Annotated in this window: 20 protein-coding genes; 15 read left to right on the top strand and 5 right to left on the bottom strand. The window is 56.9% G+C overall.

The genetic code is table 11. The annotated features are described in order from the left end of the window. The first annotated feature begins 61 nt into the window (after positions 1-61). Complete coding sequence (locus tag BFV64_RS05655) at positions 62-1219, top strand: DDE-type integrase/transposase/recombinase (RefSeq protein WP_045282386.1); 1158 nt, start codon at positions 62-64, stop codon at positions 1217-1219. 79 nt (positions 1220-1298) lie between these two features. Here BFV64_RS05655 and nadS read toward each other — a convergent pair whose 3' ends face one another. The 3 genes from nadS to betT form a co-directional block, all read right to left on the bottom strand. Then, positions 1299-1583 (bottom strand): NadS family protein, encoded by a 285-nt coding sequence (gene nadS, locus BFV64_RS05650; RefSeq protein WP_069601803.1) that lies wholly within the window; start codon positions 1581-1583, stop codon positions 1299-1301. After that, positions 1580-1972, bottom strand: coding sequence for a type II toxin-antitoxin system RelE/ParE family toxin (locus BFV64_RS05645; RefSeq protein WP_069601802.1), 393 nt, complete (start codon positions 1970-1972; stop codon positions 1580-1582). Before BFV64_RS05645 ends, nadS begins: the two co-directional genes overlap by 4 nt. 136 nt (positions 1973-2108) lie before the next feature. Next, on the bottom strand, positions 2109-4142 hold the full coding sequence (gene betT / locus BFV64_RS05640; protein ID WP_023336880.1) for a choline BCCT transporter BetT: 2034 nt from the start codon (positions 4140-4142) through the stop codon (positions 2109-2111). 128 nt (positions 4143-4270) lie between these two features. Between betT and betI the strand changes: the two genes are divergently transcribed. The 8 genes from betI (at position 4271) to BFV64_RS05600 (ending at position 12721) form a co-directional block, all read left to right on the top strand. Then, the gene (gene betI, locus BFV64_RS05635; protein ID WP_014882933.1) at positions 4271-4858 is read left to right on the top strand and encodes a transcriptional regulator BetI; all 588 of its coding nucleotides are present in this window, start codon (positions 4271-4273) and stop codon (positions 4856-4858) included. Positions 4859-4871: 13 nt separating this feature from the next. Further along, positions 4872-6344: a betaine-aldehyde dehydrogenase gene (gene betB, locus BFV64_RS05630; RefSeq protein ID WP_069601801.1), complete on the top strand. Its 1473-nt coding sequence runs from the start codon at positions 4872-4874 to the stop codon at positions 6342-6344. A 13-nt stretch (positions 6345-6357) separates the two neighbouring features. Then, entirely contained in the window at positions 6358-8022 is a 1665-nt protein-coding gene (betA, locus tag BFV64_RS05625) for a choline dehydrogenase (protein ID WP_069601800.1), read from the top strand. A gap of 150 nt (positions 8023-8172) precedes the next feature. Further along, complete coding sequence (locus tag BFV64_RS05620) at positions 8173-8736, top strand: fasciclin domain-containing protein (RefSeq protein ID WP_069601799.1); 564 nt, start codon at positions 8173-8175, stop codon at positions 8734-8736. Positions 8737-8779: 43 nt separating this feature from the next. Continuing rightward, entirely contained in the window at positions 8780-9334 is a 555-nt protein-coding gene (locus BFV64_RS05615) for an RNA polymerase sigma factor (protein ID WP_023332333.1), read from the top strand. Further along, positions 9331-9978: an anti-sigma factor gene (locus BFV64_RS05610; protein ID WP_047027606.1), complete on the top strand. Its 648-nt coding sequence runs from the start codon at positions 9331-9333 to the stop codon at positions 9976-9978. Before BFV64_RS05615 ends, BFV64_RS05610 begins: the two co-directional genes overlap by 4 nt. Positions 9979-10252: 274 nt before the next feature. Beyond that, complete coding sequence (locus tag BFV64_RS05605) at positions 10253-10993, top strand: SDR family oxidoreductase (protein WP_014882927.1); 741 nt, start codon at positions 10253-10255, stop codon at positions 10991-10993. 33 nt (positions 10994-11026) lie between these two features. After that, the gene (locus BFV64_RS05600; protein WP_069601798.1) at positions 11027-12721 is read left to right on the top strand and encodes a thiamine pyrophosphate-binding protein; all 1695 of its coding nucleotides are present in this window, start codon (positions 11027-11029) and stop codon (positions 12719-12721) included. 33 nt (positions 12722-12754) lie between these two features. Here BFV64_RS05600 and BFV64_RS05595 read toward each other — a convergent pair whose 3' ends face one another. Next, the gene (locus tag BFV64_RS05595) at positions 12755-13453 is read right to left on the bottom strand and encodes a GNAT family N-acetyltransferase (protein WP_047027608.1); all 699 of its coding nucleotides are present in this window, start codon (positions 13451-13453) and stop codon (positions 12755-12757) included. A 212-nt stretch (positions 13454-13665) separates the two neighbouring features. On the opposite strand from BFV64_RS05595, the gene BFV64_RS05590 reads away from it, so the two are divergent. From BFV64_RS05590 to BFV64_RS05570, 5 genes are all read left to right on the top strand, one after another. Then, the gene (locus tag BFV64_RS05590; protein ID WP_069601797.1) at positions 13666-15222 is read left to right on the top strand and encodes an ABC transporter substrate-binding protein; all 1557 of its coding nucleotides are present in this window, start codon (positions 13666-13668) and stop codon (positions 15220-15222) included. 97 nt (positions 15223-15319) lie between these two features. Beyond that, complete coding sequence (locus BFV64_RS05585; RefSeq protein WP_069601796.1) at positions 15320-16333, top strand: ABC transporter permease; 1014 nt, start codon at positions 15320-15322, stop codon at positions 16331-16333. After that, positions 16333-17166, top strand: a complete 834-nt coding sequence (locus BFV64_RS05580; protein WP_069601795.1) for an ABC transporter permease — start codon at positions 16333-16335, stop codon at positions 17164-17166. Before BFV64_RS05585 ends, BFV64_RS05580 begins: the two co-directional genes overlap by 1 nt. Then, entirely contained in the window at positions 17159-17995 is an 837-nt protein-coding gene (locus tag BFV64_RS05575; protein ID WP_063943401.1) for an ABC transporter ATP-binding protein, read from the top strand. The genes BFV64_RS05580 and BFV64_RS05575 overlap by 8 nt, the downstream gene beginning before the upstream one ends. Next, positions 17982-18686: an ABC transporter ATP-binding protein gene (locus BFV64_RS05570; protein ID WP_014882921.1), complete on the top strand. Its 705-nt coding sequence runs from the start codon at positions 17982-17984 to the stop codon at positions 18684-18686. The genes BFV64_RS05575 and BFV64_RS05570 overlap by 14 nt, the downstream gene beginning before the upstream one ends. Before the next feature lie 108 nt (positions 18687-18794). Here BFV64_RS05570 and BFV64_RS05565 read toward each other — a convergent pair whose 3' ends face one another. After that, positions 18795-19268 carry a cold-shock protein gene (locus tag BFV64_RS05565; RefSeq protein ID WP_014882920.1) on the bottom strand — a complete coding sequence of 158 codons (474 nt, stop codon included), beginning with the start codon at positions 19266-19268 and terminating at the stop codon, positions 18795-18797. Positions 19269-19464: 196 nt separating this feature from the next. On the opposite strand from BFV64_RS05565, the gene BFV64_RS05560 reads away from it, so the two are divergent. Next, positions 19465-20445, top strand: coding sequence for an IS5-like element ISKpn26 family transposase (locus tag BFV64_RS05560; RefSeq protein WP_032637327.1), 981 nt, complete (start codon positions 19465-19467; stop codon positions 20443-20445). The last annotated feature ends 453 nt before the right edge of the window (positions 20446-20898 follow it).

Here is a 20898-nt window from a genome sequence, read left to right as displayed (position 1 = left end):
TAACACTTTAGACCGGATACATGGGTAACAGTTATAACTGGCATAGAAGAGGAGACTCGCTATGCCCTGGACTGAGACCCGACCTATGCAACGCCTTGATTTTATCCGTGCCTGCCATGCAGGTACGGACTCCTTCTCCGCGCTTTGCCGTCTTTTTGGCATCAGCCGTAAAACCGGCTATAAATGGCTTCAGCGTTTTGACCCTTCTGACCTGTCATCTCTCTCGGACCGGTCGCGTGCGCCACGCTCCCACTCCCGGACGGTTCCTGATGATATCGCCGGACACCTGACTGCCCTGCGTCAAAAACACCCTGACTGGGGGCCAAAAAAACTGCGGATGTGGTTGCTCAATCATCACGTCGATTTTACCGTACCTGCCGCCAGCACTATCGGCGATATCCTCAAGCGCGAAGGCCTGGTTCCGGATAAAAAACGAAAACGCAGAACACCAGGCAATCGCCAGCCCCTGACCATCATCAGTGAGAACAATCAGGTCTGGAGCGCTGATTTTAAAGGCAAGTTCAGGCTGCTCAGCAGAGAGTACTGCCATCCTTTCACCCTGACCGATAATCACAGCCGGTATCTGCTCAGCTGCCGGGGAACACACCGTGAGAGTGAACCCTTTGTCAGAGAGTGCCTGACGGATGCGTTCCTGGAATATGGTCTGCCGGAAGTGCTTAGAACCGATAACGGCCAGCCCTTCGCGGGAACAGGAATAGCCGGATTAAGTCGTCTTGCCGTCTGGCTAATCAAGCTGGGCATCAGGCCGGAGCGTATCAGAAAGGGGCATCCGGAAGAAAATGGCCGCCATGAGCGAATGCACCGCTCCCTGAAAAGTGCGGTGAAACAGGGCAACACCTTCATGACGATGGAAGAACAACAGCGGTGGTTCAGTGACTACCGGAAAGAATTTAACTACGAAAGGCCGCATGAAGCACTGGCGGGAGCAACGCCCGGAACGGTATGGCAACCCTCAAACCGACACTGGGATGGCCGTGTTCCTGAATATGCTTATCCGGAAGGAGGTACAGTCTACAGGGTGAAATCGAGGGGGACCCTCTATATGGGAAAAAAGGGTACGGTGTTCCTGAGTGAAGCACTGACTGGGGAGTACATCATGCTGGAAGAACAAGATGATGGCCTTGAGGCCATCATCTTTAATGGGATAACGCTTGCGTACTACGACCGAAAAACCCAGAGTGTGCTCCGGATAGACTAAAAGTGTTACCTATGTTCCCGGTCTGATCTGTCACCTATGTATCCGGTCATACAGCAGCGCCAACCGGCAAGAGGGCTACCTAATGCCCGGCAAGGGCCCTATAAAATGCAGGGTTCTCCCGAATCACATTCAGTACCTTCGCCGCCAGTCCGGTTGGGTTGCGACGTTTAGACTCCCAGCTTTTTATCGTGTCAACGCTCGTGCCAAGCGCCTTCGCCATTTCGCTTTGGGTGATATTGAGCTGTTCTCTGATTGCGCGAACATCTGCAACTTCATAGCGGGTTACTCTGGAAGCTGCCTTCCTTCCGCTATGGATCTCAACGGCTTCTTCAAGCGAAGATTTTAATTCATCGAATATACTCATTGTCTGCCTCCTCCTGCCTGAATGGAGTACATAGTACACCTACCACTTATGGCATAGGAAGTAGTATTTTTCAGAACAGAAGTCAGTTTTTTAAGTTCAGCTTTCTCTGCCTCAGTCAGGCTGTCCCTGGTGCTTTTTAGGTAGGCCATGATGAAATAGATCACCTCTTCCGTTGCCAGAAAGTAAATCACTCTGGCTCCCCCTCTCTTTCCTTTTGAGCCTGCGGCCAGCCTTATTTTACGTAATCCCCCCGTATGCTGAATCAGGTCACCTTTATCAGGCCGGGCAATGAGTTCCTTTTGGAGATCCTTTAATTCATCATCCGTAGCAATGCTTTTGATCTGGCGGGTAAAAAGTGAAGTTTCGATAAATTCTATCGCGTGACTCATCCATGGTTCCTTCCCGAAAAACAACAACAGCCTGGCTCATCAGCGCAGGCTGTCGCTGCAATATTACTCTTCCATGAGTAATATTGCGTCAGTTGACTGTATTTATATACAGCATGATGAAGTTTTAAGAATCTGTTTAGACATCCGGGAACATCACGCTATTCCCCGGCGCTTCCCTGTGCAGATGGATAAAGTTCAGGTGGCGTTCGTACTGGTCCAGAATGTCCGTAATCACCTGCTCCTTGCTGTAGTCCATCAGGTCGTTCCCCTGGCTACCTTCCAGCAGGAAGGTCTCCAGCCGGTAATAGGTCGACTTCCCGCTGCGCGCCCGGTAGGTAAACCCGGGCACGGAATACTGCTGCGGCCAGATCTGGTAGACGAAGTTTTGCTCGTCGCCCATGTGCACCAGCAGATCCAGGTGCCCCAGATTTTCGCCTTCATCCGGCGGCAGATTTTTCAGCTCCACGTAGGCACCCCGCAGGCGCAACTCCTGTGCGACTTCCTCCATCGCCGGGAAGCAGACCGTCTCCATCATCTGTTTGGTGTAGCGCGTGCCCGGGTAGTTCATCAGGCGCGACAAGCGCTTTTTCCAGCTCAGCCTGTCCTGCGCGCCCATCGGACGCGGCGCGGTATCACGGCTGGCGCTGACGCGGCGGTAGTCTTCCACTTTGAGCGATTTATACAGCCCAGCCATCACGAAGAAGATGACGAAGCTAAACGGCAGGCCCATGATCACCGTCGTGTTCTGCAGCGCCGAAATACCGTTGGTCATCAGCATACCGAGCGTCAGAAGACCGATGGCGACCGACCAGAAGATGCGCAGCCAGTTCGGCGCGTCGCTGTTGATGTCCTTCAGCTTCGAGGTGAAGTTGCCCAGCACCAGCGCGCCGGAGTCCGCTGAGGTGACGTAGAACAGCAGCCCGGTGATGGTCGCCACGGAGGCGCTAAAGGTGAACGCCGGGTACTGCGCCAGCAGGCTGTAGAAGCCGCGCTCCGGGTGCGCCATCGCTTCCTGAGCAAAACCCGCATTGCCGTGGATGATCTCGTGCAGCGCGCTGTTGCCGAAAATCGACAGCCACAGCAGGGTAAAGGTGAACGGGATAATCAGCGTGCCCATCACAAACTGGCGGATGGTGCGCCCGCGCGAAATTCGCGCCAGGAACAGGCCGACAAACGGCGACCACGCAACCCACCACGCCCAGAAGAACAGCGTCCAGTTATTCATCCACTCCACCGGACGGTCGAAGGCGAAGCTATTGAGCGTCATCCCCATAAAGCGGTTCACGTAGTCGCCCACGTTGAGCACCAGCGCGTTGAGCAGGAACGAGGTGTCCCCCATAAACAGCACAAACAGGATCAGGCCCAGCGCCAGCGCGACGTTCAGCTCGGAGAGCACGCGGATGCCCTTGTCCACGCCGGAGGTCACCGAGATGGTGGCGATAATCACGGAGAGCGCAATCAGCGCCGCTTTTGCCGCCATTGAATCCGGAATATCAAACAGCACGCTTAGCCCGTAGTTGAGCTGCACCACGCCGATACCGAGCGTGGTCGCGATGCCGAAGATGGTGCCAATCACCGCTGCGATATCAACGGTGTGACCAATCGGCCCGTTAATTTTTTTGCCAAAAATCGGGTACAGCGCAGAGCGGATAGTGAGGGGCAAATTATAACGATAGCTAAAGTATCCGAGCGCCATCCCCATCAGGGCATACATCGACCAGCCTGTCAGGCCGTAGTGGAACAGCGTCCAGACCATCGCCTGGCGCGCGGCCTCCATCGTCTGCCCTGCCCCTTCCGGCGGCTGCATATACTGCGTGACCGGTTCGGCCACGGAGAAGAACATCAGGTCGATGCCGATACCCGCAGCAAACAGCATTGCGGCCCAGCTCAGCAGGCTGAACTCGGGCTTGGACTGCTCTGGCCCAAGCTTCACCGAACCGAAGCGCGAGCAGGCGATGCAAACCACGAAGACAATATAGAGCGTCGCCGCCAGAAGATAGTACCAGCCAAAGGTCTTCGACACCCAGTTCAACGTGTGCCCAATCCACTCGGCGGAAAAATCACGAAAGAAGATTGTCGTCAGGGAAAACAACAAAATCAGCCCGGCGGAAGTATAAAAAACGACCGGGTTGATTTTGTCTTTTTCTCTGTCTTGTGAAAGGTCTGTCATCCAGTATCCCCACTGTTTTTGTAACTATCAAAATCCAAATCCGCAACAATTAAGACACATTTTATATTGAACGTCCAATCAAAAAACGCTTTAATGTATTACCAACGCTGATGAATGGAGTGGCAACAATGCCCAAAGTGGGGATGCAGCCGATCCGGCGCAGGCAGCTTATTAACGCCACGCTGGAAGCAATAAATGAAGTGGGAATGCACGACGCAACCATCGCGCAGATCGCCCGCCGGGCGGGCGTTTCCACGGGGATCATCAGTCACTATTTCAAAGACAAAAACGGTCTGCTGGAAGCGACCATGCGCGACATCACCGGGCAGTTGCGCGATGCGGTATTAAGCCGCTTGCACGCCCTGCCGGACGGCAGCGCGGAGCAGCGATTACAGGCGATTGTCGGCGGCAATTTTGATGAAACCCAGATCAGCAGCGCGGCAATGAAAGCCTGGCTGGCCTTCTGGGCGAGCAGCATGCACCAGCCGATGCTCTACCGTCTGCAGCAGGTCAGCAGCCGCCGCCTGCTGTCGAACCTGGTGTACGAGTTCCGCCGCGAACTGCCGCGCGAGCAGGCGCAGGAAGCGGGCTACGGGCTGGCGGCACTGATCGACGGGCTTTGGCTGCGTGCCGCACTGAGCGGCAAACCGCTGGATAAAACGCTGGCCCAGTCGCTCACCAGCCACTTTATCAGCCAGCATTTACCGACCGAATAACCGAGGAGAAAGTATGTCCCGAATGGCAGAACAGCAGCTTTATATCAATGGTGGTTATACACCCGCCACCAGCGGTCGCACCTTCGAGACCATCAACCCGGCCAACGGTGAAGTCCTGGCGAGCGTTCAGGCCGCCGGGCGTGAAGACGTCGACCGCGCCGTGGAAAGCGCAACACGCGGGCAAAAAATCTGGGCGGCGATGACCGCCATGGAGCGCTCACGCATCCTGCGTCGCGCCGTGGATATCCTGCGCGAGCGTAACGACGCGCTGGCGAAGCTGGAAACCCTCGATACCGGTAAAGCGTATTCCGAAACCTCGACAGTGGACATCGTCACCGGCGCGGACGTGCTGGAGTATTACGCAGGGCTGATCCCGGCGCTGGAAGGCAGCCAGATCCCGCTGCGCGAAACCTCATTCGTCTACACCCGCCGCGAGCCACTGGGCGTGGTGGCGGGCATCGGCGCGTGGAACTACCCGATCCAGATCGCCCTGTGGAAATCGGCCCCGGCGCTGGCGGCGGGCAACGCGATGATCTTCAAGCCGAGCGAAGTGACGCCGCTCACCGCCCTCAAGCTTGCCGAAATCTATACCGAAGCGGGTCTGCCGGACGGCGTGTTTAACGTCCTGCCAGGCGTAGGCGCGGAGACCGGCCAGTACCTGACCGAGCATCCGGGCATCGCGAAGGTCTCCTTTACCGGCGGCGTTGCCAGCGGCAAAAAGGTGATGGCCAACTCGGCGGCCTCGTCCCTAAAAGAGGTGACGATGGAGCTGGGCGGCAAATCGCCGCTGATTGTTTTCGACGATGCGGATCTGGATCTGGCGGCAGACATCGCCATGATGGCCAACTTCTTCAGCTCCGGTCAGGTCTGCACCAACGGCACCCGCGTGTTCGTGCCCGCGAAATTTAAGGCCGCGTTTGAGCAGAAAATCGTTGAGCGCGTGGGCCGCATCCGCGCGGGCGATCTGTTCGATGTGAAAACCAACTTTGGCCCGATGGTCAGCTTCCCGCACCGCGACAGCGTGCTGCGCTACATCGCCAAAGGTAAAGAAGAAGGCGCGCGCGTGCTGTGCGGCGGCGACGTGCTGAAGGGCGAAGGGTTTGATAACGGCGCGTGGGTGGCCCCGACCGTGTTCACCGACTGCACCGACGAGATGACCATCGTGCGCGAAGAGATCTTCGGCCCGGTGATGTCCATCCTCACCTATGAAACCGATGAAGAAGCGATTCGCCGCGCCAACGATACCGACTACGGACTGGCGGCGGGTATCGTCACTGCCGATCTGAACCGCGCCCACGGCGCGATTCATCAGCTCGAAGCGGGCATCTGCTGGATCAACACCTGGGGTGAATCCGCCGCAGAGATGCCGGTGGGCGGTTATAAACACTCCGGCATTGGCCGCGAGAACGGCGTTATGACGCTGCAGAGCTACACCCAGGTGAAGTCCATCCAGGTTGAGATGGGTAAATTCCAGTCCATATTTTAACCGGGAGGTTTATTTGCAATTTGACTACATCATTATCGGCGCCGGCTCTGCCGGCAACGTACTGGCAACACGACTGACTGAAGATCCGAATACCACCGTGCTGCTGCTTGAGGCGGGCGGACCGGATTACCGCTTTGACTTCCGCACCCAGATGCCTGCCGCGCTGGCGTTCCCGCTGCAGGGCAAGCGCTACAACTGGGCGTATGAAACCGAGCCAGAGCCGTTTATGAACAACCGCCGCATGGAGTGCGGGCGCGGTAAAGGGCTGGGCGGTTCGTCGCTGATCAACGGCATGTGCTACATCCGCGGTAACGCGATGGATCTCGACCACTGGGCGAAAGAGCCGGGTCTGGAGCACTGGAGCTATCTCAACTGCCTGCCGTACTACCGCAAGGCAGAGACGCGCGACGTGGGCCCGAACGACTACCACGGCGGTGACGGTCCGGTGAGCGTTACCACCTCCAAACCGGGCGTGAACCCGCTGTTTGAAGCGATGGTGGAAGCGGGCGTGCAGGCGGGCTACCCGCGCACGGACGATCTCAACGGCTATCAGCAGGAAGGCTTCGGCCCGATGGACCGCACGGTCACGCCGAAGGGCCGACGCGCCAGCACCGCGCGCGGCTATCTGGACCAGGCAAAGCAACGCCCGAACCTGACCATCCGTACCCACGCCATGACCGACCGCATCCTCTTTGAAGGCAAGCGCGCGGTGGGCGTCGAGTGGCTGGAGGGCGAAAGCACGATTCCGTCGAAAGCGACGGCGAACAAAGAGGTGCTGCTGAGCGCAGGCGCCATTGCCTCTCCGCAGATCCTCCAGCGTTCCGGCGTGGGCAGCGCGGAGCTGCTGAAGCAGTTCGATATCCCGCTGGTGCACGACCTGCCCGGCGTGGGCGAAAACCTGCAGGATCACCTGGAGATGTACCTCCAGTACGAATGCAAAGAGCCGGTCTCCCTCTACCCAGCCCTGCAGTGGTGGAACCAGCCGAAGATTGGCGCCGAGTGGCTGTTTGGCGGCACCGGCGTGGGCGCGAGCAACCACTTCGAAGCGGGCGGGTTTATTCGCAGCCGCGAGGAGTTCGCGTGGCCGAACATTCAGTACCACTTCCTGCCGGTGGCGATTAACTACAACGGTTCGAATGCGGTAAAAGAGCACGGCTTCCAGTGCCACGTCGGCTCCATGCGCTCGCCGAGCCGCGGCCACGTGCGCATCAAGTCGCGCGATCCGCATCAGCATCCGGCGATCCTGTTCAACTATATGTCCCACGAGCAGGACTGGCAGGAGTTCCGCGACGCGATCCGTATCACCCGCGAGATCATGCACCAGCCTGCGCTGGACAAGTACCGCGGTCGCGAGATCAGCCCGGGCGTGGAGTGCCAGACTGACGAACAGCTGGACGAGTTCGTGCGCAACCACGCCGAAACCGCCTTCCACCCGTGCGGTACCTGTAAGATGGGCTATGACGAGATGGCAGTTGTCGACGGCGAAGGCCGCGTTCACGGGCTGGAAGGGCTGCGCGTGGTGGATGCGTCGATCATGCCGCAGATCATCACCGGTAACCTGAACGCCACCACCATCATGATTGGCGAGAAGATTGCAGACGCCATTCGCGGGCACGAACCGCTGGCGAAGAGCACGGCCGCGTATTATGTCGCGAACGGGGCGCCGGTTCGCCGCTGAGGGTGCCCCCTCACCCTTACCCTCTCCCCACAGGGGAGAGGGAATAAACGTCTCCTAAATTTATTTTCATTTCCCTGCATCCAGTTTCCACCCTGCCTTCGTATATGGGTATGTGAGCAACCCCTTTGCTCCCCAATCCGAGGAATGATGATGAAAAAGCTAACCCATGTTGCATTCGTAACCAGCGCTTTACTCTTCTGTGCAGGCGCATTAGCAGCCATGACGTCTGACACCGTGATGGTGGGCGGAGCGGCAATGTTCCCGAGCAAAAATATTGTTGAAAACGCCGTGAACTCGAAAGATCACACGACTCTGGTGGCCGCTGTCAAAGCTGCCGGACTGGTGGATACGCTACAGAGCAAAGGACCGTTCACCGTGTTTGCGCCGACCAATGCGGCGTTTGCGAAATTACCCGCCGGTACGGTCGATAACCTGGTCAAACCCGAAAACAAAGCACTGCTAACCAGCATCCTGACCTATCACGTGGTTGCCGGTAATTACGATATGAAAGCGCTGGAGCAGAAAATTAAACAGGGTGGTGGTCGCGCGGAGCTGAAGACCGTTAACGGTCAGCCGCTGTGGATCATGAGCAACGGCCTGCACAATATTCAGCTTAAGGATGGTCAGGGCAATGTGGCAAACATCAGCACCTACGACGTTCATCAAAAAAATGGCGTTATCGATGTCATTGATACCGTTCTGATGCCTAAGTAGTTGTCTATACTTCGGAAGTGTGCCGTTGCCTTTCGGGAAAAACATGGATAACGCGCTGGCTGAACAGCAGCAGAAATTAATGCAGGCGGTCGCGAAAGGCGATCGCCGTGCATTTGAACAACTCTACCGACTCACCTCGCCGCATCTGTTTGCCGTCGCGCTGCGTATGTTGCGTGACCGGGCATGGGCAGAAGAGATCCTTCACGACTGTTTTCTCACGGTCTGGAGTAAAGCCGAAACCTATAACGCCGCCCTCAGTTCCCCGATGACCTGGCTTACGCATATTGTTCGCAACCGCTGTATTGACTGGCTGCGTTGCGGGCAAACCCGGGCAGCCGACCGCGAGACGCCGTATACCGACGCGCTTCTGCCGAGCGAGAATGACGAGCAGAACAACTGGCACGACGATGTGCAGGCAGAACGGCTCAGGCATTGTCTCGAACATTTGAGTAGCGAGCAGCGCCAGAGCATTACGCTCGCCTACTATCAAGGGATGTCTCACAGCGATATTGCCGACTGGCTCCAGCAGCCTGTAGGCTCAGTGAAAAGCTGGATACGTCGCGCAATGGATCATCTCCGGGAGTGTGTGGGGCTATGAATAACGCAGAAAAACGCGACGACATGCTGGCAGCAGAATATGCCCTCGGCACCCTGCGGGGAGGCGCGCGGCTTCAGTTCCAGAAAAGGCTTGCCAATGAGCCCGCTCTGGCCGCCCGCGTAGCGTACTGGCAGGAAATGCTCAGCACGCTCGATAGCCATCTTGTCCCCATTCCTCCCCCTGAGTCGGTGTGGAAAAAAATTGCCCTCGAACTGCCGTCTAAACAGCCGTTGCGCAACCATCGACCTTACCTCGGCTGGATGGTGGCAGCCGGTCTTGCCGCCTTTAGCGTCGTGACGTGGTATTCCACCCGCGCGCCGACGCTCGCACCGCTGATGGTGCTCAACGATGCCCAACAGCACGGGCAGTGGGTCGTGAGTGCGGACAGCCGCCGTCAGCAGCTGAGTATTGCTCCTCTCGGACCTGCCGCCGTCCCGGCGCAGCACAGCCTGCAGCTTTGGCTGATTCCGACCGGACAGAACCCTGTCTCGCTGGGATTGCTGCATAGCAGCATACCGACGAAGGTGACCCTCAGGAACACAACGCTTCCTCCTGGCGCCACGATAGCGATAAGCCTTGAACCAGAGGGCGGATCACCCACTGGCTTGCCAACAGGGCCGGTGCTTTATAGTGGCAAAATCTAATCCTTAGGCCTTGTTCGCAGGGCCTCCAGCGTCACCCCATTTCTTTTTATACTATTCTCGCTTACATATAAGAAATAAACGTTAGGCATGCAATCCGTTTAAATATTAAAAATATGATATTGACAGACTCTTCCACACTCCATTAAGTTTTAAATAGCCATCATTTTATTTCCGATACACAATATATCAAAAATCCGCGTTAATGAATTTGTCATTATTCATTAACACCTCCCTGCCTTTTATTTTTTGCATTACTCAACAGCGAGATAAGATCATGAATAACAGTGCATACAACGTTGTCGTTATCACCGGCGCCAGCAGCGGCATCGGTCAGGCCATTGCCCTGTATTTAGCGAATAAGGCCTTTTCGCTGGTGCTGGTGGCGCGCCGCCTCGACAGGATTAATGCCCTGGTGGATCAGATTATCCAGCAGGGCGGCAAGGCGATTGCCGTGAAGGCCGATGTCACCCGTCAGGAAGAGGTTCAGGCCGCCATCGATGCCGCTGTGACGGCCTACCAGCGCGTGGACGTATTGATCAATAACGCCGGTTACATGGCGATAGCCCCCATCAGCGAGCGCAAAACCGACGAGTGGGACAAGATGATTGATACTAACCTGAAGGGCGTGCTGTACGGCATTGCCGCGGCGTTACCGGTGTTCCAGCGTCAGGGTAGCGGACACTTTATTAACGTGGCTTCCGTTGCGGGTATCAAAGTGCTTGCCCCCGGCGGCGTCGTTTACAGCGCCACTAAATTTGCCGTTCGCGCCCTGAGCGAAGGGTTACGTCAGGAGGTGGGGAAAACTATCCGCACGACGCTTATTTCCCCCGGCGCCGTCGAAAGCGAATTGCAGTTCGGCAGTTCTGATAAAGACAGCCTGGCGTTTTTGCACGAATTCTATAAGCAGGCTATTCCGGCTGACGCCATTGCCCGAGCCGTTTTATTTGCCATTGAACAGCCTGGCGACGTTGATATTAATGAAATTGTGGTTCGTCCGACGCAGGAAGAATTTTAGCATGCCTTAAATAACACTAACCGAGGTGTCATCATGATTAAATCATTAACGTCTATATCAGATTTAAATATGCGAACGGGTGCCGATATTCTCCTTGAACTTCTGGAAAGCGAAGGCGTGGAATATATATTTGGCAATCCTGGCACCACCGAACTGCCGCTCATTGATGCGCTGCTTCGCCATGAAAATATTCACTATATTCTGGCACTCCAGGAGAGCAGCGTGGTTGCCATTGCCGACGGCTATGCCAAAGCCTCCGGCAAAACGGGCTTTATCAATTTGCATACCGCCAGCGGTCTTGGTCACGGTATGGGGAATCTCATTAACTCGCGGATCATGAAAACCCCGCTGGTGGTCACCGTCGGACAGCAGGATACGCGCCACTACGTGCGTGATCCGCTTCTGTATGATGACATTGTTTCCATTGGTTCCCCGGTCATGAAATGGGCGCAGGAGGTCACCCATGCCGAGCAACTCCCGGTGCTGGTGCGTCGTGCGTTTCATGCCGCCAGCTACCCTCCCGCCGGTCCCGTCTTACTCTCATTGCCAATGAATGTCATGGAAGAACTCAGCGATGTCGGGATACAAACGGCCTCCAAAGTGAATTATCACACCGTTGCGGGCTCGCTGGATGAGCTGGCGGAAGAGTTAAGCCAGGTTGCAGCTGGCAGGATCATGATCGTGGCCGGAGATGAAGTGCACTCCAGCGGCTCGACGCCGGAGATTGTCCAGCTGGCGGAAAACCTCGGCGCTCATGTCTACGGTTCGTCCTGGCCGCTGAATTTACCCTTCCCCACGCAGCATGCCCTCTGGCGCGGCAATATGCCCACCACCGCCAGTGAAATCGCGGGCATTGTCAATGCCTACGACGCCGTTTTTATCATCGGCGGCAGAAGCCTGATTACCATTTTATACAGCGAAGGGGACGCGATTCCGGGTTCATGCGCGGTCTATCAGCTCTCCGCCGACATGAACGAGCTGGGTCGCACCTATGCCACCCGCCTCTCGGTGATGGGGGATATCAAACTCTCGTTGCAGGCGCTGTTACCGATGCTTGAGCAGCGTCTGGTGGCGGGCAAACTGATCCACCAGCAGTTGCTGAAAACCGCGCGCAGTGAACGTGAAAAAGAGTGGCAGCAGCAGGAAGAGCGCCTGTCGGCCGAGCGGCTGCGCCCGGCGATCTCACCGATGGTGGCGGCATATGAAGTCATTAAGGCCGTTCCACCAGGCACCACCATCGTCGATGAAGCCATTGCAACAGCGAGACATGTCCGTCGGTTTATCTCCGACCAGCAGCATCAACGCTACTTCTTCATGCGCGGCGGCGGGCTGGGCTGGGGTATGCCTGCGGCAGTAGGCCACTCGCTGGGGCTCGGCCGCGAGCCGGTGGTCTGTCTGCTGGGCGACGGTGCCTCCCTGTACTCCCCGCAGGCGCTCTGGACGGCGGCGCACGAAAACCTGCCGGTCACCTTTATCGTCATGAACAACCGGGAGTACAACATCCTGAAAAACTTTATGAAGAGCCAGGCTGACTACAGCTCAACGCAGCTCGGGCGTTTTATCGGGATGGACCTGGTTAACCCGCATATCGATTTTCAGTCGCTGGCCAACGCCATGGGCGTTCACTGCTGCCGGATCACCGATGCCGCAGATATCGCCGCAGCGGTGACAAAGGGCGTCCAGTCCGGAGAAACCAACCTGATTGAAATTGCCATTTCCTCAGAGTAATTATCCGTTCCAGCTGTACCCTACATACAAGACTTATAACCTAAATGCCTCAAGCCGCTGAATCTGCCGCCCTTCTGCGTCAAAATTCTCCGCAGCCAGCCAGGCGCACAGCTCCGCGTTTCTTTGCGGCCATTCGCCATCAATAATGGAGAGCATATCGCTGTCGCGGTTACGCCCTTTGCGCACAAGTTTCTGACGCAGGCGACCTTCCCAGACAAAACCCAGCCGCTCCGCCGCATTGCGCGAGGCAATGTTCATTGAATCGCATTTCCATTCCAGTCGACGGTACTTATGCTCAAAGGCATTTTTCAGCAGCAGCCACACCGCCTCGGTACCCAGACGCGTGCCCTTCATTTTGCGCGACCAGGTGACATGCCCGATTTCCACCGAGCCGAGAAACCGCTCAATCGCCATGTAACTCACCAGCCCTACCGCCTGTTCAGTGCGTAAATCGATTACGGCAAAGGGCACCAGATCGTCATCCATCACCTTTCCCAGCACCCAGTGCGCAGTGGCCTCAACGCTTTCCGGCTGAGTGCTGGCAAGCCACGTCCAGTCACTGTCATCACCCAGCGCGTAGGCTTCGTATAAATCAGCCGAATGGCGATCGGTATCCAGCGGCTCCAGTCGGCAATACTGACCGGTAAGTGGGGTGCGGGTTAAGATCTGGGCGCATTTCCAGTCTGGAACAATATCGTTAACGGTTTGACCATGTTGATTGATTTCGGGCACGGCGGTGACTCCCTGAAAGGTAAGGAGTTTGTTATAGCAGGTTAAAAAGCGGACGAAAAGCAGCGCATTCTAATAGCCTTAGCGTATGCGTTATTCCCGGAAGGCATAAGCAAAGCTGAATTTCGACTTTGCGGAATGTCTTAGTCGACCTAACGTAGCGGAGCATAAAACAATCACAATAGAGTTATTTCAGGGATCGCTATGACAAAAAACTGTTGCCGTTACTGGTGCTGGCCGCGCTCTCAAACGCAGTCCACGCCGCTACTCCGCCGAATACGCTGGTGGTTGCCCAGGGGCTTGATGACATCGTAAGCCTCGACCCGGCCGAAGCCAACGAGCTCTCCAGCATCCAGACCGTACCGAGCCTGTATCAGCGTCTGGTGCAACCGGACCGCGATAACCCGGAAAAAATCACGCCGATTCTGGCGGAAAGCTGGGAAGCCGACGCGGCAGCAAAAACCTTGACCATCAAGCTTAAGCCCGATGCGAAATTCGCTTCCGGAAACCCACTGCGCCCGGAAGACGTGATCTTCTCGTATACCCGCGCCGTGACGCTGAACAAATCCCCGGCGTTTATCCTCAACGTGCTGGGCTGGGACGCGAGCAACATCGCCAGCCAGCTGAAAAAAGTGGATGACCATACCCTCCAGCTTCACTGGACGGCGGACGTTAGCCCGTCGGTGGCGCTGAATATTCTCTCCACGCCGATTGCCTCCATCGTCGATGAAAAGCAGGTGGTGGCGAACGTGAAGGACAACGACTTCGGCAACGCCTGGCTGAAAATGCACTCGGCAGGCAGCGGCGCGTTCAAAATGCGCGTTTATCAGCCGCATCAGGCTATCGTGCTGGAAGCCAACGAATCGGCTCCCGGCGGCGCGCCGAAGCTTAAAAGCATCATCATTAAAAACGTTCCCGATCCGGCTTCCCGCCGCCTGCTGATCCAGCAGGGTGATGCCGACGTGGCGCGCGATCTGGGGGCAGACCAGATTAGCGCCCTGGAGGGCAAGCCGGGCGTGAAGGTGCTGAGCATTCCGTCCGCCGAGCAAAATTATCTGGTGTTTAACACCGGCAACAGCGCTAACCCACTGCTCAACAACCCGGCGTTCTGGGAGGCTTCACGCTGGCTGGTTGATTATGAAGGCATTACCAAAAACCTGCTGAAAGGCCAGTATTTTGTTCATCAGAGCTTCCTGCCGGTCGGTCTGCCGGGCGCGCTGGAAGCGAATCCATTCACGTTTGACCCGGCTAAGGCGAAAGAAATTCTCGCCAAAGCGGGCATTAAAGACGCGCACTTCACGCTGGACGTGGAGAACAAGCCGCCGTTTATCACCATCGCCCAGTCCATGCAGGCGAGCTTTGCTCAGGGGGGCGTGAAGGTCGATCTGCTGCCCGCTGCCGGGAGTCAGGTCTATGCCCGCGTGCGCGCAAAGCAGCATCAGGCGGCGATTCGTCTGTGGATCCCGGACTACTTTGATGCGCACTCTAATGCCAGCGCCTTTGCGTGGAACGATGGCAAATCCAGTACCGTAGCCGGTCTGAACAGCTGGAAAATTCCCGAGCTTAACAAAGCCACACTGGCGGCGGTTGCCGAGCCGGATCCGGCGAAACGTCTGGATCTGTACAAGAAAATGCAGGAACAGCTGCAACATAGCTCGCCGTATGTGTTCGTCGATCAGGGCAAAACCCAGATCGTGGTGCGCGATAACGTGAAGGGATATCAGCAGGGTTTGAACGCGGACATGGTCTGGTACGATCGCGTCACGAAGTAGCCTTTGTTGCCGGGTGGCGCTGCGCTTACCCGGCCTGTGTTCTCGGTTTTGTAGGCCGGGTAAGGCGAAGCCGCCACCCGGCATGAAGAGATTTCCCATGCCACATCTTTCCACCCGCGTGCTTCAGGCTCTGCTGACTCTGCTGCTCACGCTTTTCGGGCTGCTGCTCGTCACGTTTGCGCTCTCGGCATTTTCTCCGGTCGATCGCGTGCTGCAGATCGTCGGCGATCACGCCAGCCAGTCCACCTACGATCAGGTTCGCCACCAGCTCGGGTTAGATCGCCCCCTGCCCGTGCAGTTCTGGCACTACCTGCAAGACCTTGCCCACGGTGATCTGGGCACTGCCAGCGCCACCGGCCAGCCGGTGTTGCAGGACTTGCTGCACGCTTTTCCCGCCACGCTCGAACTGGCTACGCTGGCCTTAATCATCGGCGCCGTGCTCGGCGTGATTGCCGGGGTGCTGTGCGCCCGCTATGCCGGTTCGCCGCTTGATTTATCGCTCAGAACGCTCACCCTGCTCGGCAACTCGGTGCCGATTTTCTGGCTTGGCCTGCTGATGCTGGCCCTGTTCTACGCGAAGCTGCAGTGGAGCTCGGGTCCCGGCAGGCTGGATGACATCTGGCAGTTCACCGTCGAACCACGCACCGGCTTTGCGCTGGTGGATACCTGGCTTTCTGGCGATCGCGAGGCGTTTCGCAACGCCCTCAGCCACCTTGTGCTGCCGGTGCTGCTGCTGGCCTATTACTCGCTCGCAATCATTACCCGCCTGACGCGCTCCGCCTGTCTGAGCGAAATGAACAAAGAGTACATCCTGCTCGCTCGCGCCAAGGGGGCCGGGGAGATGACTATTCTGCTGCGCCACGTGCTGCCGAACATTCGCAGCACCCTGCTGACGGTGATTGCGCTGGCCTACACCAGCATGCTGGAAGGTGCGGTATTAACGGAAACCGTCTTCTCCTGGCCAGGCATCGGACGCTACCTCACCACCGCCCTGTTCGCCGGAGACACTACCGCCGTCATGGGCGGCACGCTGCTGATTGGCATCTGTTTTGTGCTGATCAATAACCTTACCGACCTGCTTGTGCAGGCAACCGATCCCAGGGTGCGCTGATGCCGTTTTATCTCTTTATACGTCGCCTGCGCCGTTCGCCTGCCGCCTTTTGCGGGTTGATTGCCATCGTGCTGCTGATGGTGATCGCCCTGTTCGCCCCCTGGCTTGCACCGGTTGACCCGAACTGGCAGGACACCGCCTCGCGCCTGCAGGCACCGAATAGCCAGCACTGGCTCGGCACCGACAGCTACGGGCGCGACCTGCTCTCGCGCCTGATTTACGGCACCCGTCCGGCGCTCGGGCTGGTGGCCTTAGTGACGGTCATTACCCTGCCCACCGGGCTGCTGGTGGGGATCCTGTCCGGCTACTACGGCGGCTGGATGGAGCGCCTCCTGATGCGCTTTACCGACGTGGTGATGTCGATGCCGCGCCTCATCCTTGCGTTCGCGTTTGTGGCGATGCTGGGTCCGGGGCTGGTCAACGGCGCGCTGGCGCTGGCCTTAACCACCTGGCCTGCTTATGCACGTCAGGCGCGAAGTGAAATTCAGCGTCTGCGCCACAGTGATTATCTGGCCGCTGCCGAGATGATGGGAATTCGCGGCCCGCGCCTGCTGGTCGGCCATATTCTGCCGCTGTGTCTGCCGTCTGCGATTGTGCGGCTGGCGCTGGATCTGGCCGGCATTATTCTGGCCGCCGCCGGACTCGGTTTCCTCGGCCTTGGCGCCCGTCCGCCAATGGCTGAATGGGGGGCAATGATTGCTGACGGCATGCAGGTGATTTTCGACCAGTGGTGGATCGCCGCCATTCCCGGCGGAGCCATTCTGTTTGCCAGCCTGGCCTTTAACCTGCTAGGCGATGGCCTGCGTGACGTACTGGAGCCGCAACATGACTGAACACCGCGTTATCGTCGATGCGCTGAATATCGACTACCCCGCCGCACGCGTGGTCAACAACCTGAGCTTTACGCTTGGCAACGAGCGTCTGGCGCTGGTGGGTGAATCCGGCTCGGGTAAATCGATGTCTGCCCGCGCCCTGATGGGGCTGGTACGTAAGCCCGGCATGGTGAGCGCCCGGCAACTTAACGTGCTGGGCAACGATCTGCTGACTCTGAACGCCCGCCGCTGGCAAGCGCTGCGCGGCAACGGGATTGCGATGGTTTTGCAGGACCCGCGCTACGCGCTCAATCCGGTGAAAAGCGTTGCCGCCCAGCTTGACGAGGCGCTCACGCTGCATCACCGCCTGCCCCGTTCAGAACGCGTGGCGCGCATTCACGACATCATTCGTGCTGTCGGACTGAGCGAACATGTGCTTCAGCGTTATCCCGGCGAACTTTCCGGCGGCATGGGCCAGCGGGTGATGATTGCGATTGCGCTCATCAACAACCCGCAGGTGCTGATTGCCGACGAACCGACCTCAGCGCTGGACGCTCGCCTGCGCAAGCAGATCCTCGAACTGCTGGTGCAGCAGTGTGAAGCGCGCCAGATGGCGATGCTGTTAATCAGCCATGACCTGCCGCTGGTGGCGGAACACTGCGACCGCGTGCTGGTGATGTATCAGGGCGAAAAGGTAGATGAGATGGCGGCAAGCCAACTCCCTCAGGCAACGCATCCGTATACGCGCACCCTGTGGACCTGCAGGCCAAATGCCAATACCTTTGGGCAGATGCTGCCGACGCTCGACCGTTCGCAGCCGTGGAAGGAGGCGAACGATGGCGCTCGTTGAGGTTAACCAGGTTCAGGTCACCTTCGGGGAAAAGACGGCGGTCTCTGCCGCCAGCTTTACCATCGCGAAAGGCGAAACCTTCAGCCTGATCGGGGAATCCGGCTGCGGGAAATCGACCCTTCTGCGCGTGCTGGCGGGGCTGCAGCGCGAGTGGCGCGGGAACATTACGCTACTGGGAGAGACGTTAACGCCCGGGCGACGTTTTCAAGGCACGCTGCGTCGCAACGTGCAGATGGTGTTTCAGGATCCGTGGGCGTCTTTGCACCCGAACCACACCATTGCACGCACGCTGTCGGAGCCGTTGAACATCCATGGCGAAACGCAGATTGCGGAAAAGGTGGCGGATGCGCTTAAACAGGTGGGCCTGTCTGCCGATGCGGGGAAACGTTATCCGCACCAGCTTTCCGGCGGCCAGCGTCAGCGCGTGGCGATTGCCCGTGCGCTGCTGTTGCGCCCGCAGCTTCTGCTGCTGGATGAACCGACCTCGGCACTGGATATGTCCGTGCAGGCGGAAATTCTGAACCTGCTCAACCGCCTGAAAGCAGCCCACGACATGACCTATCTGCTGGTGAGCCACGATGCGGACGTGATTGCCCATATGTCCGACCGGGCGGCATTTATGGCACACGGGGAGATCCAGAAGGTGTTTGATCGGGAGGCGATGTTACGGGGCGAGCACAGGATGGGGTAAACGGGTGCGGCTGTGCCCGGTGGCGCGATGCTTACCGGGCCTACGTTTCGTGCCGCGTTGAGGGTTTTTCGTAGGCCGGGTAAGGCATCGCCGCCACCCGGCAACAAATCACTTCAGCAGCTTGACCGTAGCGTCAATGTCAATTTCATCTTCGGTAAAGATCAGCGTCGTGTTCTGGAAGGTCGTGATCGCCAGCTTCTTCACGGTGCGCATTTCACCCGATTTTACCTCGGATTTCGGTTTAATGCTGTTCATCAGCAGACCCACCGACAGCACCGCGTTTTCTTTGTCGATTTTGGTTTCAACCGGCTCTTCTTCGCTGAACACCACGAAGGATTTGATCGAGGTGAGCTTCACGCGCTCGCCCGCAATATAGAGGTGTTTACTCTCGGGGATCACCTTCACCGCATAGGCGGAAAGGCCTTTGTTATTCGTCGTCGGTTCGAACGTCACCGCCGCATCTTTCTTAATCAGATCAGGGTTGGCGACCTTAATCACATGAAAATAGCGGTTATCGCCGTTTTCATCTTTGATAAATCCAAAGCCTTTATCTTTAAACCACGTTGTGATTGTTCCGTTCATCGCTGTTACCGCCTGTCAGATCGTAATGACTAAAGTTTTGCAGCGCGCAGTGTAATGCACAATGGCTAAGGAGACAAAAAAAAGCCCCTGCACGGGGGCAGGGGAAAACTCATGTCAGAGCTTATTAGGGAAGGTGCGAACAAGTTCCTGATATGAGATCATCATATTCATCCGGAGCGCATCCCAGAGGGACATCATGAGCCATCAACTCACCTTCGCCGATAGTGAATTCAGCACTAAGCGCCGTCAGACCCGAAAAGAGATTTTCCTCTCCCGCATGGAGCAGATTCTGCCATGGCAGAATATGACCGCTGTCATCGAGCCGTTTTATCCCAAGGCGGGCAATGGCCGACGGCCCTATCCGCTGGAGACCATGCTGCGTATTCACTGCATGCAGCATTGGTACAACCTGAGCGACGGTGCCATGGAAGATGCCCTGTACGAAATCGCCTCCATGCGCCTGTTTGCCCGATTATCCCTGGATAGCGCCCTGCCGGATCGCACCACCATCATGAATTTCCGCCACCTGCTCGAGCAGCATCAACTGGCCCGTCAATTGTTCAAGACCATCAATCGCTGGCTGGCCGAAGCAGGCGTCATGATGACCCAAGGCACTTTGGTGGATGCCACCATCATTGAGGCACCCAGCTCTACCAGGAACAAAGAGCAGCAACGCGATCCGGAGATGCATCAGACCAAGAAAGGCAATCAGTGGCACTTTGGCATGAAGGCCCACATTGGTGTCGATGCCAAGAGTGGCCTGACCCACAGCCTGGTCACCACCGCGGCCAACGAGCATGACCTCAATCAGCTGGGTAATCTGCTTCATGGAGAGGAGCAATTTGTCTCAGCCGATGCCGGCTACCAAGGAGCGCCACAGCGCGAGGAGCTGGCCGAGGTGGATGTGGACTGGCTGATCGCCGAGCGTCCCGGCAAGGTAAAAACCTTGAAGCAGCATCCGCGCAAGAACAAAACGGCCATCAACATCGAATACATGAAAGCCAGCATCCGTGCCAGGGTGGAGCACCCGTTTCGCATCATCAAGCGGCAGTTCGGCTTCGTGAAAGCCAGATACAAAGGGCTGCTGAAAAACGATAACCAACTGGCGATGTTATTCACCCTGGCCAACCTGTTTCGGGTGGACCAAATGATACGTCAGTGGGAGAGATCTCAGTAAAAACCGGAAATAACGCCAGAAATGGTGGAAAAAATAGCCTAAATAGGCTGATTCGATGTGTTTGCGGGAAAAAAATCGGCCCAGATCCGCGAAATTTTAATCAGCGAGTCAGCTTGGGAAGAAATGACCTGCTTATTCGCACCTTCCCTAAACCAACGCTAAACGAGGGGGAAGCATGTTTGGTATTTATCGTGGACGACGCCTGGCGTTATACATTGTCGCAGCCATTGTTATTGCGACGTTAATTGGATATAGCACATATAGTTTTGTAAAATTATTTTCATGATGCAGACATTTATTTACATGGCATAATATTAATTTAATCACCACGATTAAATCATTCTCCTTACGCGCTTTATTTGCCGGAGAAGGTGATTATTTCATTAAAAAAGCCCAGGCAGGTTGATATTGCTTTACGTTAAAGGATGCCGGACAATGACATTTTTAACTGAC

The sequence above is a fragment of the Enterobacter kobei genome, from assembly GCF_001729765.1.
In the GTDB taxonomy this organism is placed as follows: domain Bacteria; phylum Pseudomonadota; class Gammaproteobacteria; order Enterobacterales; family Enterobacteriaceae; genus Enterobacter; species Enterobacter kobei.
Note: the sequence above shows the minus strand (reverse complement) of the source record. Positions and strands in the feature narration are given on the sequence as shown.